Annotated in this window: 11 protein-coding genes and 1 pseudogene; 8 read left to right on the forward strand and 4 right to left on the reverse strand. The window is 55.3% G+C overall.

Translation table 11 applies throughout. From position 1 onward, the window contains the following. Positions 1–242: 242 nt before the first annotated feature. Positions 243–2,531: an ATP-dependent helicase gene (locus BCA33_RS15570; RefSeq protein WP_071267283.1), complete on the reverse strand. Its 2,289-nt coding sequence runs from the start codon at positions 2,529–2,531 to the stop codon at positions 243–245. Between the two features lie 225 nt (positions 2,532–2,756). Between BCA33_RS15570 and BCA33_RS15575 the strand changes: the two genes are divergently transcribed. The 5 genes from BCA33_RS15575 to BCA33_RS22135 all read left to right on the forward strand — a co-directional run bounded on the left by BCA33_RS15575 (position 2,757) and on the right by BCA33_RS22135 (position 6,066). Continuing rightward, positions 2,757–3,134, forward strand: a complete 378-nt coding sequence (locus BCA33_RS15575) for a DUF2237 family protein (RefSeq protein ID WP_071267285.1) — start codon at positions 2,757–2,759, stop codon at positions 3,132–3,134. Further along, positions 3,134–4,468, forward strand: a complete 1,335-nt coding sequence (locus tag BCA33_RS22120) for an AAA family ATPase (RefSeq protein WP_254774484.1) — start codon at positions 3,134–3,136, stop codon at positions 4,466–4,468. The genes BCA33_RS15575 and BCA33_RS22120 overlap by 1 nt, the downstream gene beginning before the upstream one ends. After that, entirely contained in the window at positions 4,387–5,289 is a 903-nt protein-coding gene (locus BCA33_RS22125; protein WP_254774486.1) for a GNAT family N-acetyltransferase, read from the forward strand. Before BCA33_RS22120 ends, BCA33_RS22125 begins: the two co-directional genes overlap by 82 nt. Positions 5,290–5,359: 70 nt before the next feature. Next, positions 5,360–5,704, forward strand: a complete 345-nt coding sequence (locus tag BCA33_RS22130) for an ankyrin repeat domain-containing protein (RefSeq protein ID WP_083394792.1) — start codon at positions 5,360–5,362, stop codon at positions 5,702–5,704. 2 nt (positions 5,705–5,706) lie between these two features. Next, the gene (locus BCA33_RS22135) at positions 5,707–6,066 is read left to right on the forward strand and encodes an ankyrin repeat domain-containing protein (RefSeq protein ID WP_254774488.1); all 360 of its coding nucleotides are present in this window, start codon (positions 5,707–5,709) and stop codon (positions 6,064–6,066) included. A 12-nt stretch (positions 6,067–6,078) separates the two neighbouring features. On the opposite strand, the gene BCA33_RS15590 is transcribed toward BCA33_RS22135, so the two are convergent. After that, positions 6,079–7,182 (reverse strand): enoyl-CoA hydratase/isomerase family protein, encoded by a 1,104-nt coding sequence (locus BCA33_RS15590; RefSeq protein ID WP_071267287.1) that lies wholly within the window; start codon positions 7,180–7,182, stop codon positions 6,079–6,081. A 182-nt stretch (positions 7,183–7,364) separates the two neighbouring features. Here BCA33_RS15590 and BCA33_RS15595 point away from each other — a divergent pair, with 182 nt between their 5' ends. Beyond that, positions 7,365–7,700: a c-type cytochrome gene (locus BCA33_RS15595; RefSeq protein ID WP_071267289.1), complete on the forward strand. Its 336-nt coding sequence runs from the start codon at positions 7,365–7,367 to the stop codon at positions 7,698–7,700. A 23-nt stretch (positions 7,701–7,723) separates the two neighbouring features. Here BCA33_RS15595 and ppnN read toward each other — a convergent pair. Beyond that, positions 7,724–9,105 (reverse strand): annotated as a pseudogene (ppnN, locus tag BCA33_RS15600) (nucleotide 5'-monophosphate nucleosidase PpnN). Between the two features lie 110 nt (positions 9,106–9,215). On the opposite strand from ppnN, the gene thiI reads away from it, so the two are divergent. Next, positions 9,216–10,670 (forward strand): tRNA uracil 4-sulfurtransferase ThiI, encoded by a 1,455-nt coding sequence (thiI, locus tag BCA33_RS15605; RefSeq protein WP_071267291.1) that lies wholly within the window; start codon positions 9,216–9,218, stop codon positions 10,668–10,670. A 4-nt stretch (positions 10,671–10,674) separates the two neighbouring features. Here thiI and BCA33_RS15610 read toward each other — a convergent pair whose 3' ends face one another. After that, positions 10,675–11,688: a histone deacetylase family protein gene (locus tag BCA33_RS15610; RefSeq protein WP_071267293.1), complete on the reverse strand. Its 1,014-nt coding sequence runs from the start codon at positions 11,686–11,688 to the stop codon at positions 10,675–10,677. Between the two features lie 188 nt (positions 11,689–11,876). On the opposite strand from BCA33_RS15610, the gene BCA33_RS15615 reads away from it, so the two are divergent. After that, the coding region (locus BCA33_RS15615; RefSeq protein WP_139173034.1) for an aldehyde dehydrogenase family protein at positions 11,877–12,209 on the forward strand (333 nt) is incomplete at its 3' end.

Genomic DNA, 12,209 nt, shown 5'->3' on the forward strand with positions numbered 1-12,209 from the left:
TTTCCTTGCGATCAGCCAAGGCTGGGGCCGCAAAAGTGCTCGCAATGGCTGCCATCGCGATTGGGCGCATGATGTTCATGCAGAACCTCCTGTCCGATTATCGTTAAAATGTTACTGAGTTTTAAATAACCACATTTCATGCAATACGCGCAATCTAAGCTAAAGGATCACAAAAAACAAAACATTGAAGATTAACGTTACATTAGGAAACGTAAGTGTCTCTTGCTGTGTTGGCGACATCATTAGGTATTTTCCGAGAGCGGAATGCTGAAATAGAGGTGCGCGCTCTTCTTGCTGAAGTTCATTTTCTCGCCGCTGTTGAAATGAATTTCAAACGAACTTTCGTCTTCAGAGACCACCGCCCCAATGCCAAAAATAGAGTGGTTAAGGCGCTGTTGATGCCACAAGGGGGCGGATGAAGTGTCTTGGGTTTGTATCTCGCCCTCAAGCGCAACGCCTTCTCGCGACGCATAGCGCGAGCTGACCGGCGTCAGCGGCGCTTCCAGCTTCAAAAATGAATCGGTGCCCGGTGTTCGTTCATCCAGCCAGCGCCCAAATTCGCTGGCAAGTTCAAAGCAGCATTCCTCAACAAAGCGGCTAGGCCCCTGTTCGCCATCCAGATGGGGCTGTTTGCTAGTGGGTCGGCTGATTAAGTGCAGTGATTGCCGGGTGCGGGTCATGGCAACGTAGAGCAACCTGCGCTCGCTTTCCAAAAAAGCCCTGACATCATCCTGTGGCCTCGGGCTGTGTGGCAGATACTTTTCCTGCAGCCCGGGGATGATTACTCGGGGCCACTCCAGTCCCTTGGTGCGATGAATGGTGGAAAGCAGTACGCCCTCGCCACTCTGCTTCTCGCTGGCCTGCTGTCGTAGTGTTTTGAGGTGTGCAAGGGCACTCCCTGCATCGACATTCAAACCTTTCAGGTATTCGCGGAACCCGTGGATTGTATCAATGCGTTCCTCTGCGCCGTCATGGGTCAGCGCAAGGCTGCGAACACCTTCGTACAGGTCGGTGTGCTCCGCATAAACGGTAATCAGGCCTGAAACGGGGCCGGAATATCCACGCAGCTGTTCCAGAACTTCACCGAGTTTACGCAGTTTGCGTGCTGCCATGGGTGACAGCGCGCCAAAATCCAATGCCAGCAGGTGTTCGTGCCACCCGCTGGCAAACCCCGCCAACAACCTTGCGAGTTGCTCCAGTTCCTGTTCTTTAAGGCCCACATGGGGAAAGCGCAGAAGCTGCCGTGCCATCTCCAGCCGGTCTGCCTCCGGTAGATTTTCCAGTTTTCCCGAAACGACCATCAGTAGGGCGGTGATGGCCTGCACCTCACGGCTGAATAGCGCACCTTTGCCGGCATCAATCCGGTAAGGAATCTGTTGTGCCAGGAGCTTGAGCTCAATGGGCACACTCTGGCTCCAAACCCGGAACAAAATGGCGGTATCTGCCAGCTTAATGTCGGTTTGCTGGCCAAGGATCTGCAGCACAGTATCTGCATCGCTCTCCGCCCGGTGTAGAGTAACCTCTGTGGCTGGTGTTGAAGGGTGGGAATGGCAAAGCACATCCTTGCGCCCGGTGTTGTGGCAGATCAGATGGTTGGCCAGTAGCGCCACGCGATGGCCGTAACGGAACGTGTAACTCAACGTTTGTTCCAGCGGGCTTTCAAACTCATCGCTGAAGCGCTTGAGAATGAACTCTGGCTTGGCGCCCCGGAACTCATAAATGGTCTGGTCTGGATCCCCCACCACCGTTACCCGAGCCCTGTCGCCAGCAACGTAGCGTAGCAGCAGGTGCTGAATCTCATTGGTATCCTGGTATTCATCTACCAGAATCAGGTCCATCTTGTTGCTCACTAGCCGCTGTAGCGGTTGGTTTTGGTGAATTGCCATCACCGGCTCGTATAGCATGTCGGCAAAACTGATCCGGCTTTGCCCTTTCCGCCATTGCTCAAAGCTGTGAAACAAATCAATCAGGTATCGATGCTTGTCTGAGTACCCGAGCTCCTCAAACACTATTTCAGCTGGGGACAAAGTGGTCTTTACCAGATCGATAAATCCAGTTGCCGTCTCCACAAAGTCTTTTTTGTTGCGCCGAATTTCATCTGCCAGATCCTCGGGCGCCAGCCGCCGCGTTAACAGCCAGGCTTGAAAGCTGATCTCCTGCTCAGTCAGAATTTTTTCAGAGAAGCCAGGCAGGTAGCCTTCGTGCACAAATCGCTTATACAGCCGCAGCCCCATGGCGTGATACGTGCGTATCTCGGGCAACGCCAGCCCGCTCTGGTGACACACCTCTTTTAGCTTGCGCTCAAAATCCACCCGGGCACTGCGGTTGAACATAAGCACCACAATACGGGCGGGATCATGGCCTTGTTGCAGCAGGTAGCGGATGCGCCAGGCCAGCGTGGATGTTTTACCGCTGCCAGCCACGGCGGTGATCACCGAATGCTCGTAGCCGGCGGTAATAATCGCCCGTTGCTCGTCGGTGAGAAAATTGGGCAAATCTAGGGCGGAGGATTCAGGGGTATGGGTTGGCATAGATGCTATTGTACGGGCCAACTGGTAGCGCGGGTACCTGTACCGTTAACATGATTGGCTAACTTAACGAATTCACCTTACGAATTGGAGAGCGACGAGGCAGAGCCTTATCCAAAATCGTGCGGAGCCATGGATGGCGGAGCCGAGCGTACATGGATGTATTTACAGCGTATTTTGGATAAGGCTCTGCCTCGTCGCTAACACCCGAAGCTAGAGGAAATATGTATGCAAATTGAAGAACCAATCAATGTGCTGGGCGAGAAACTGGAAATTTGTGGCACTGACCCTGAAACCGGGTTTTACCGCGATGGCTGCTGTAATACAGGGCCGGATGATCATGGCTCGCATACGGTTTGCGTGGTGATGACCGATGAGTTTTTGGCGTTTTCCAAGGCTCGAGGTAACGATTTGAGTACGCCAGTGCCTGCCTTCGGATTTCCAGGTTTAAAGGCTGGCGACGGCTGGTGCCTGTGTGCGGCCCGCTGGCATGAAGCCTTTGAAGCCGGCACAGCGCCAAGAGTGCGGTTGCGCGCTACACATCAGGGTGCCCTGGAACACTGTGCACTCAGTAACCTGAAAACCCACGGTATAGACCTTAGTTAATGACTTCTGGAATCGTAGCGCCTACGCCAGATGCAGCTGCCTGGCGCCTACTGCAAACTGGCCTTACGTTCGCTGGAGAGCGTCGGATGGTGCTAGTGGAGGGCGCGCGTGATCTTGCTATGCAGTGGCTGCAAACTCTTCTTCCCGTTATTGAGCTGGAAGGCGGGCTCTGGGTTGGGGCAGCCGATGATACGCCGGATGACCGTCTAATCAGTATTGAGCCTGTGAAAGCTCGGCAATGGCTGGGCCGGGAAACGCCACTGATTGTTTGGGATGGCTGGCGTGGTAATCCTCCAGATGCTTTGGCGGCGCTTTCGGGCACGCTGAAGGCTGGCGGGTTGCTGTTCTGGATGATGCCTTCACCTGAGGCATGGGGGCATTTTGCCGATCCGGACTATTCCAGAACCGGCTTGGATCATGACCAGGTTCACCCGTTTGCTGAGCGCATGGCGGGTGTTCTGGACGCTGATTCTTCCGTGATTCGGGTGAAGCTCGGTTCGTCTGAGGTGACACCTCTTCCTGAGTTATCCGCACTCGCCTCTGAGTTTACGGTTGCTACTACGCCCGACCAGCAGGGTTTGATCCGCAAATTGGTGGCTTTCGGCCTGGGGCGTAGGCGCCGGCCGTTGGTGGTAACCGCAGATCGTGGGCGGGGCAAGTCGGCGGCTCTTGGTATAGCCGCCGCACAATTACTGCAGCAAGGGCGCCGACAGATACTGGTGACTGCGCCCTCAAGAGATAATGTGAACACTCTGTTTGCGCATGCCGTGGAACGTCTTGGCGCGGATGTATTAAGAGCCAAGGATAACCGCATAGACATTGTGTCTGGGGCACAGCTGCGCTTCTTACCGGTTCGGGATTTACTTCGGGAAAAGCCGGAAGCTGAAGTGGTTTTGGTAGACGAGGCAGCAGCTATTCCGGTTTCACTGCTAAAACGCGTTCTCCTGGGCTGGCCAAGGGTGGCTTTTGCTTCCACGGTTCATGGTTATGAGGGCGCGGGACGTGGGTTTGCCATTCGTTTTCGCCGGGTTCTTGATGAGAAAACGCCGCAATGGCAGTCCCACACGCTGTCCCAACCGGTGCGATGGGCCGATGGAGATCCGCTGGAGCCACTGATATCCAGGTTATTTCTATTGGGTGCGGAGCATAGCTCCGGGGCTCTGCCGGAGGCGCTAGCAGGTGAGGTGACGATAGAGCCTGGCAGCCTGCCCAAGCTTCAGAGGCAGAGCTGGCCAATGCTTTCGGCCTTTTGGTGGATGCCCATTACCGGACAACTCCAGCAGACCTTCGGCAGTGGCTGGACGATCCTGCAGCCAGAAGCTGGCGTGCCATGATAGGTGGCAAAACCGTGGGCGTGCTCTGGGGTGCTGTGGAGGGAGGCTTGAGTGAAGAGCTGGCAACACAGGTGGCCAGCGGCAGGCGCCGGGTACGCGGGCATCTTTTACCCCAGTCTTTGGCCAGCCACAGCGGTTTTCCGCAAGCAGCAAGCCAGCGCGGTTTACGGATTATTCGCATAGCGGTCGCAGCGCAGGCCAGGCGATTAGGTATCGGGCGTAGCCTGGTTGCTGCGGCAATTGCCGGCGCAGACCGTGAAGGGTTGGACTTTACGGGTACCAGTTTTGGTGGCAGCTCCGAGCTACACACCTTCTGGGCGTCATGTGGGCTGAAGACTGTGCGCATCGGGTTGCAGCAGGAGGCCACAAGCGGAGAGTATCCGGTACAGATGGTTCAGGCTTGCGGTGCGGAAGGGGTGTCTCTGATTAAGCAGGTGCGCACACGCTTGGCTCAGCACTGGCTGGTACTCGTGCCGCTGAACTGGAAAGACTTGGAGCCCGAGCTGCTGGTAAATATAACCTCCGGCTTGCCATCACAGTGCGGGCCAGATGCAGCGGATATTCGAGATCTGCAGAACTTTGGTGAAGGCCACCGGGGTTTCCAACTAATGATCCCGGTGCTACGAGACCTGAGTTTGGCCCCCGGTTTTGCCCATTGGCTTCGGGCCCAGGCAGAGGCGAGCCTTTGGTGCCGAGCGGTATTGCAGGGGTGGAGCTGGCCAGAGCTGCAAAAGGAGGGGTTGTGTTCGGGGCAGCGCGATGGCGAAGGCCGTTTGCGTGGGTTAGTCGATGAACTTCTGCAGAACGGGCCAGAGTTGTGACCCGCTCGATTTATTTATGGGGGCCACCTGCCCAGAATAGGCTCTAATTATCTGACAGAGACTGTTCGTTATGGCCAAGGGAACCGGCTTCTCCCAGTATTCGATCCTGCTATCTTTTTTGCTGCTTACATTAGCGGTTACTGCTTTTTCTGGGTGCGCCTCCAAAGAAACTCCGGCTAACCTTGGCCAGCAGGCAGAAAATGCCTCTGGTTCGGCTCTGTACCACGCAGCGGCGGAAGGCGATTTTGAGGCTGTTAGCGACTTGGCAGAGTCGGGTGCGCCTTTGAATGCCCTGACCGAAAACGGCACCGCGCTGATGGCTGCCGTTCTTGGAAGGGAAGACCGTATCGCGTGGTATCTGTTAAGCAGCGGCGCTAGCCGGATCTTGCCCAGAGCGATCAGGTTACACCTTTGATAGTGGCTTCAGGGCAAGGCGACCGTCGGCTTGTGCGCCTACTTTTATCAGCCGGCGCCAGAGTGAACGCTGCGGATTCCCAAGGCTACACGCCGGTAATGCGTGCGGCTGAGGGTGGGCACTTGTCGGTGGTAAAAGTATTACTGACGGCTGGGGCTAACGTTAATGTGAGCCAGGATGGAGAGTCACTGCTAATGAAGGTGGCTTCCAGTGGCGACCTGCTGACAGCTGAAATGCTGCTGGCGGCGGGTGCCGATGTGAATTTTCGCGCAGAAAATGGTGTGACGGCGCTGGATGTGGCCCGGGCCAGTAACCATCCGGATCTGGAAATGCTGTTGGTACAGGCTGGAGCCGAGCTTTAAAGAAGGTTTGGTCTATTCCAGTTGCATGGGATCTGTTTCGTCGTTCCACACCGGCAGAAAGTGGGCATCAATAACCGCTTCAGGTACGTCTTCGATACGTGAGAAAGACCACTGGGGGTTCTGGTCCCGATCTATCAGTCGTGCCCGTATGCCTTCAGTCAGATCAGGCCGGCGCACACACTCCCAGACCATGGCCAGCTCCATTCGGAACACGTCTTTCAGAGGCATTTGCTGAGCTTTTCTGAGCTGATTCCAGATCAGCCAAGCCGATACAGGGCAGCCCCCTTTTAGCGTTTTCATGCAGGTCTGCCACCATTCACCTTCTATGGGAGCTGCCTGCAGCCGGTCGACGATTTCTGGCAAGCTGGTGCCTGTGCACAGCCTAGCAATGTCCCGTTCGTGCAATGCCAGTTGGCTTGCAGGCAACGCGCGGTAATTTGTTGCCTCAAGCCGCCTCAGCAAGTTGCATAATCGACTGTCATCCGCTGCCCCTTGGCCGCTCCAGCGCTCGTTTTGCAGTTGCGCTAAAAGGCCTTGCTGATCCTCTGTTGGCAGCGCCATGTCCGCCAGCCCCACCCGCAAGGCATCCGTAGTATTCAGGCGCGCCCCCGTCAGCCCCATAAACAACCCGAGGCGTCCTGGCAGGCGATTCAAAAACCAGCTTGCGCCAACATCCGGGAACAGGCCAATAGACATCTCTGGCATGGCCAGAGTGGCCCCTGGCGTCAGGAGCCGGTAGCGGCAAGCAGAAAACAGGCCCAAGCCGCCGCCTATAATAATGCCGTGCCCCATACCCACAACGGGCTTGGGATATCTGTGCAAGGTATAATCCAGCTTGTACTCGTGCCGAAACACGCTAAAAGCAGCTTCAGGATTTTCAGTGCCCGTTAATGACAGGTACAAATCCCGAATGTCGCCCCCGGCGCAAAAACCCTTGCTCCCGGCGCCACGCAGGAGCACAACGCAGATGCGCTCGTCTGTCGCCCAGCGCTCCAGGCTGTCTCTTATTGTAATGATCATCTCCTCAGAGAGAGCATTTAGCGTGCCGGGGGTATCCAGGGTTAATACGCCTATATGGCCTTCGCGACAGGGGAGTTCCTGAACCTCTACAGACATTAATGGTGTCTCCGGGTGATAAAAGTAATCTCGAGTGCAGGCTTTGTTCGTTCGTTGAAACGAGCGCCTTGATCTATGGCATTTGCGTGACGGCAAGGCTGTGCTATAAGTTTCAACCAGTTATTGTCTGGTTCAGAATACCGGTTTGAAAAACTTTAAACGATGATGAGAGGTTAATCATAATGAATCTTAAACACTATGCCGTTGCAGGACTTTTCGCATTGAGCGCTGCTGTTCCTGCGGTAGCTTCCGCCGCAGGCGATGCAGCTGCAGGCAAGGCAAAAGCCGCAGTTTGTGCTGCTTGCCATGGCCAGAACGGTGTTGCCCAGATTCCTATGTATCCGAATCTGGCAGGCCAGCATGAGCAGTACTTGGCGTCTGCGCTGAAGGCCTACAAAAACAAGCAGCGCAGTGGCGGCCAGGCGGCCATCATGCAGGGTCAGGCAGCGGCCCTCAGTGATGAAGACATTGCCAATCTGGCAGCCTACTTTGCCAGCCTGCCAGCTGGCGGTAAGTAAACGCTATGCATCAGCACAGCAGCTTAGGCTGCTGTGCTGATGATCCGATAGCTTGGGCGGTAGGCTGAGGTGCCCGGCAGTTTCATGCGGTTTTGAGCAACAAACTGCTCCAACATGGCTTCAAGAGGCTTGATCAGAGTCGGATCCCCGGCAATTTCAAACGGCCCTTTCTCCTGAACTTTTCGAATGCCCCCCTCTTTTACGTTTCCTGCCACAATGCCACTGAATGCCTTTCTCAGATTCGCAGCAATCAAGTGCACGGGTTGATCGCGGTGTAATTCCAAGGCAAGCATGTTCTCGTGATCCGGCTCGAAGGGCAGCTGGAATACTGGATCTATCTTCAGCATCCAGTTGAAGTAGTAGGCATCCTGCATGGCACGACGAAAGGTTTCGACCTCCTGCATGCCCTTTTTCATGGCCTGGGCCACTCGCACTGGGTCATCAATAATGATTTCGTACTTGCTGGCAGCTTCATCTCCCAGGGCGTTACGGATGAATTTGTCGATCATTTCGAAATATTCAGCGTTTTCCGGCCGGCCCGTGAAAACCACCGGGAAGGGCAGGTCGACATTGTCTGGGTGCAGAAGAATGCCCAGCAAATACAAGATTTCCTCGGCAGTGCCTACGCCGCCGGGGAAAACGATGACGCCGTGGCCGCAGCGCACAAAGGCTTCCAGGCGCTTTTCGATATCCGGCAAGATAACCAATTCATTAACGATAGGGTTGGGTGCCTCTGCACCAATAATGCCCGGCTCGGTAATGCCAATATAACGGCCATTCTTTACACGCTGTTTGGCGTGGCCGATGGTGGCCCCTTTCATCGGTCCCTTCATGGCGCCTGGGCCACAACCAGTACAAATGCTGAGTTCACGCAAGCCTAGTTGGTGGCCAACTTCTTTGCTGTATTGATATTCGTCATGGCTAATGGAGTGCCCGCCCCAGCAAACAATCAGGTCAGGCTGGCGGCCTGGCTGTAGAACTCTGGCGTTGCGCAATATGTGAAACACCATGTTGGTAAGGTCGTCTGGCCCGTTGCTCTTCAGAGCCTTGGCAAATTGGGGCGTCGAATGGGTGTAAACAATATCTCGCAACACCGAGAACAAATGCTCACGAATGGCTCGGAGCATTTCGTCGTCTACGAAGGCGTGTGCTGGTGCATTGACCAGCTCAAGCTTCAGGCCCCTGGGTTGCGGTATCAGGCGTATATCAAAATCCGCATGGGCCTCCATCAAATCCTGGCAGTCATCGGTCACGACACCGGTGTTCAGAACAGCAAGGCACATTGCCTGAAAAGTCGATATAGGCCACCTTCGCTTCGGTCTTTGAGCAAGTTAACTTCGTGATTGGACAGTATTTCCAGGCTGCCCTCAGGGGAAACAAGGGCATTAATGGTGGGTGCGGTCATGTAAGGAAAGGCTCCTGAGTGTTGCGGTAATACCCGATTTTGAGGCATAGCGCCGAAACGTTACACTATGCCCTTTTCCGATCATACACCATCCGACAAAACGCCCATTTATGAAACTGCTTATTCGTCCTGCCCCGGAAGTCGCCATCAAGAGCAAGCCTGTTCGTCGGCAGCAGATGCGCCATCTGCGCCAGAATGTCCGTAAACTTATGGCCCGGCTGGCTCACGATATTGTGGTAGATGGCACTTGGGACAGAGTGGATGTTGATGTGCCTGAGGGCAGAGGCCTGAGCGGCCTGGTAGTTGATGAGCTTTTGCGTATTCCCGGCATATCTACCATTCAGGAAATAGCGGCGTTTCCGTTTGCCAGCCTTGATGACATTGCCGAGAAAACCGTGGCAGCCTTTGCTGGCCGCCTCGACGGCAAAAGCTTTGCTGTCCGGGTCAAACGCCATGGTGCACACAACTTCCGCTCAATTGATCTTGAGCGTTTCGTAGGAGGCGTTTTGATGCACAACGTTTCCAGTGCCCGGGTCGACCTGAGGTCGCCTGAGGTGGAGGTGCGCATTGAGGTGCGAGACGATCAGTTCCACATTGCCCATCGCAGGCACCGCGGCTTGGGTGGCTACCCGCTGGGCAGTGTCGAGAACGTACTGACGCTGATGTCGGGAGGCTATGATTCTTCGGTAGCCGCGTACCTGATGCTGCGCAGGGGTTTGCGCAGCCACTTCCTGTTTTTCAACCTTGGTGGTGTGGCCCATGAAGTGGGTGTGCGGCAAGTTGTTCACTATCTGTGGGATCGCTATGGCGCGTCTCACGGTGCCAAATTTATCTCCGTGCCCTTCGACAGCGTGGTCGAAGAAATCATGCGTACAGTCGGCCACCGACATTGGGGCGTGGTGCTGAAGCGGCAGATGCTGAAAGCGGCCAGCGAGATTGCCCGAAACAACAACGCGGCTGCTCTGGTAACCGGAGATGCGGCGGGCCAGGTATCAAGCCAAACTCTGACCAACCTGAATGTCGTAGACCGGGCTAGCGACGAGGTCGTTCTGCGGCCGCTGATTGCCATGGACAAAGAGACGATTATCGGTATTGCCCGGGACATCGGCACAGAACCCTATGCCCGCAACATGCCCGAGTATTGCGGCGTGATATCCCAAAAGCCGGCCACTCGAGCGAAGCTGAGTCGGGTGGAGGAAGAGGAGACGGCAATGGATCCCATGGTTCTGAGGCGTGCCATTGATGCTCGTGAAGACACCGCAGTCAGTGAGTTGCTGGAAACCATCACCACCCCCGAAGATGTGGGCCTGGTAAAAACGCCGTCCGTTAGCGATGTCATTATCGATGTGCGGCACCCCACGGAAGGCGAGCAATCGCCGCTGCACCTGACCGGCAACGAGATTCTGTACATTCCGTTTTACGAACTGAACCGGAAAGTTCCAGAGCTTCCCGCTAACCGCCAATACTTGCTGTATTGCGATCGTGGCACCATGAGCCGTATGCACGCTGTGCATCTGAAGGCCGAGGGGCACGAAAACATCAAGGTTTACGCCCCCGCCTCATAGTGCTTCAGTCGGCCAGCCCTTTGAAGAACTGCTGAACGTTCTCGCTTAGGGTGTCCAGATCGTAGCCGCCTTCCTGCACGATTAACGTAGGCAGGCCGAGCTGGCGCATGTGGGTGCTGAGCCGGCAGAACCCCTCAGAGGACACAGAAACCTTGGCCTGGGGATCATCTTTGTAGATATCGAAACCCAGCGTCAGAACCATTGCATCTGGCTGAAACAGTCGAATGGCCGCCATGGCCTCTTCAAGCTTCCCGAAGAAATCCTCCTCGGATGAGCCGTGGGGCATAGGCAGATTGATATTGTAACCGTACCCTTCTCCTTCACCCCGTTCATTCTCGAAGCCGGTAACCACAGGGTAGAAGTTGGTCGGATCGCCGTGGATCGAAATATAAAGCACATCGCTGCGATCGTAGAAAATCTCTTGTATGCCCTGGCCATGGTGCATATCGGTATCGAGAATGACTATGCGCGGGAACCTGGGTTTCAAATGCTCGGCTGCAATGGCTGCGTTATTGAGATAGCAAAAGCCGCCGGCAGCATCCTTGCGGGCATGATGGCCCGGCGGTCGACAGACAGCATAGGCTGTACGGTCGCCCGCTATCAGCGCCTCTGCTGCACCCAGGGCCGTCTGGGCAGACCAATAAGCCGCATGCCATGTGTGTTCACCAATGGGGCAACTGCCGTCTGCCTGATACCGGGCGGCTTCCGCTAAAATACCTGTAAGGTGATTTGGGGCGCGGACAAAAATATTGGAAATCACCTCTTCCCCCCAATCGTCCATTTTAATCCAGCGACGATGAGCAGACTCGAGAAAGCGCAGATACCCAAGATCGTGCACTTTGGAAATAGGGCCGGCTCCGTGATCAGCAGGCTCCAGCACTGGTATGCCCATTTCTTTCAGGCCTTCCAGCATTTGGCTGGTGCGATCCGGCACCTCTTGAGGCTGCCGCATCTGGCCCCGTGTGAAGTAGGTAAGGGGCGTGTGCTGGTCTTGTGCGGGATGGAAAAACGCTTTCATTATCCGACCTCCTGGGTTTCCGGTTCTAGCGAGTATAAGCACTGGGAGTATAGGCATAGACCGAGAATGGTCAAAAGCTGCCCCACCGGCTTTACAGGTTGAGATTCTGCATCCACTATGGAAGACACACTTAACCGACACAACTGTGCACCTCCCCGGGTGTCGTTATTGACTGAATAGGAGCCGAAATGATCGAGTCACCACTGCTGGAAAAAATGACTGGCTACATCGGCGGTCGCTGGACTGAGAATGAACAGGGCAATACCTTTGATGTTTATAACCCGGCAACGGGTGAGGTGATTGCCAAGGTAGCCTCCATGCCCGAAAGCGAGGTGAAGGCAGCGGTTAATGCAGGCAAATCTGCACTAAGGCTGACTAACCCCTACAGCATTGAAACCCGCAGAAAATGGCTGGAAGATATCCGTGATGCCCTCAGAGCGAACAAAGAAGAAGTCGGCCGGATTCTTTGTCTGGAGCATGGCAAACCCTTAAACGAAGCTCAGGGTGAGGTGGACTACGCT

The sequence above is a fragment of the Marinobacter sp. AC-23 genome (genome assembly GCF_001858325.1).
GTDB lineage: Bacteria > Pseudomonadota > Gammaproteobacteria > Pseudomonadales > Oleiphilaceae > Marinobacter.

What these genes read in the sequence shown, in the direction of transcription:
- BCA33_RS15570 (WP_071267283.1), bottom strand. Translation starts at nt 2,531, where the DNA reads ATGCCAACCCATACCCCTGAATCCTCCGCCCTAGATTTGCCCAATTTT.
- BCA33_RS15575 (WP_071267285.1), top strand. Translation starts at nt 2,757, where the DNA reads ATGCAAATTGAAGAACCAATCAATGTGCTGGGCGAGAAACTGGAAATT.
- thiI (WP_071267291.1), top strand. Translation starts at nt 9,216, where the DNA reads ATGAAACTGCTTATTCGTCCTGCCCCGGAAGTCGCCATCAAGAGCAAG.
- BCA33_RS15610 (WP_071267293.1), bottom strand. Translation starts at nt 11,688, where the DNA reads ATGAAAGCGTTTTTCCATCCCGCACAAGACCAGCACACGCCCCTTACC.
- BCA33_RS22120 (WP_254774484.1), top strand. Translation starts at nt 3,134, where the DNA reads ATGACTTCTGGAATCGTAGCGCCTACGCCAGATGCAGCTGCCTGGCGC.
- BCA33_RS15595 (WP_071267289.1), top strand. Translation starts at nt 7,365, where the DNA reads ATGAATCTTAAACACTATGCCGTTGCAGGACTTTTCGCATTGAGCGCT.
- BCA33_RS15590 (WP_071267287.1), bottom strand. Translation starts at nt 7,182, where the DNA reads ATGTCTGTAGAGGTTCAGGAACTCCCCTGTCGCGAAGGCCATATAGGC.
- BCA33_RS22130 (WP_083394792.1), top strand. Translation starts at nt 5,360, where the DNA reads ATGGCCAAGGGAACCGGCTTCTCCCAGTATTCGATCCTGCTATCTTTT.